This is a genomic window from Vibrio sp. 10N.222.54.A3 (assembly GCF_041474095.1).
Classification (GTDB): Bacteria; Pseudomonadota; Gammaproteobacteria; order Enterobacterales; family Vibrionaceae; genus Vibrio; species Vibrio crassostreae_C.
The window spans coordinates 1-1108 of the sequence record NZ_JBFRTN010000202.1; the positions used below are offsets into that span (position 1 = coordinate 1).

2 protein-coding genes are annotated in these 1108 nt (G+C 36.0%); one reads left to right on the forward strand and one right to left on the reverse strand.

All coding sequences use genetic code 11. The features are described from left to right. Positions 1-97: 97 nt before the first annotated feature. Positions 98-358, reverse strand: a complete 261-nt coding sequence (locus tag AB4507_RS23010; protein ID WP_017061084.1) for a DUF5062 family protein — start codon at positions 356-358, stop codon at positions 98-100. A gap of 448 nt (positions 359-806) precedes the next feature. Between AB4507_RS23010 and AB4507_RS23015 the strand changes: the two genes are divergently transcribed. Then, the gene (locus AB4507_RS23015; protein WP_029235681.1) at positions 807-1022 is read left to right on the forward strand and encodes a hypothetical protein; all 216 of its coding nucleotides are present in this window, start codon (positions 807-809) and stop codon (positions 1020-1022) included. Positions 1023-1108 lie beyond the last annotated feature (86 nt).

Sequence of the window (1108 nt, forward strand, 5' to 3'; positions counted from 1 at the left end):
GCTAATCCGCGATGAACCTATTTTTACTGCTCCATAAAGCAAAAAACCCAGCGAAAAATCGCTAGGTTTCAAATATAAAAAATGAGGTAATACAAGTTTACTTCAGCGGGTCATTGTCCGGCAGTGCCTTATGAAGCCAGAGTGCTAAACGCTTCTTGATGTTCGCGCCATCAAGCTTATCGTCCGGTAACGGTGTGATCTGATTGACTTCAACAAGGAACAAGTACACCGCTTTAACCTTTATCGGTTGGGATGAATTTGGCAAATCAAAACCTTGTAGCTTAGCCATCTTAAAACCGACTTCAACTGCTTTTTTTACCAGCTTATCTTCATTAATGATCTTCGCGGTTTTCGACATATCATCTCCATCATCTTTATCGAATGAATATTGAGTATATCAAACCGAAAAATTCACAAGATTACTTCGCTCTCAATTTGAGGAGTCACTTTGATAAATAACATAAAACGAATAACAGGCTCTAGGATGACTCTAATTCGCTTGATAGTTACGCCACCAATACCTGTACGCAAACGGTCTCTTAACAGAACACTCAATAAATGAGATCTTAAGTCAAAAAACAAAAATTCGAATAATATTTGACTTAGCATTCCAAAGAATACGGAATATTATGATGTTCATTTTGAAAGTTAAAATTCAATAAAAGATCAATAAACTGCTGTTATTTAACTGGTTTAATACTAATTCGACTTAGATCTTATTTACAACCAATTGTAACCAATTGTTATTTACAAAATACTCACTAAGAAAATAGAATAAAACCACTAATTTTATACTGGTGTTGAAAATGCGTTACCTCTGGGCTTCATTCTGTCATAAAAATCCAATTCCGGGTCGAATTGTTCATATCCTTGTTATGTTGATAGCGCTAGCTTCTATCACCATTCCATTGATTTCAAAAGACGCCACAACCATCTTAACTTCACTGTGTGCTGCTCTAGTCTGTTTCGTCGTTTTTGTCTTCTTTGCGCTCGCCGACAAAATGCGCTCAGGCATGCATTAATCAACCAATCAGTTCTCTATCACCAAGCATTCTCTTTTTAAAAATTCATTATAAAATGCTGGTTACCATGTCTCGTCCTAAAATAC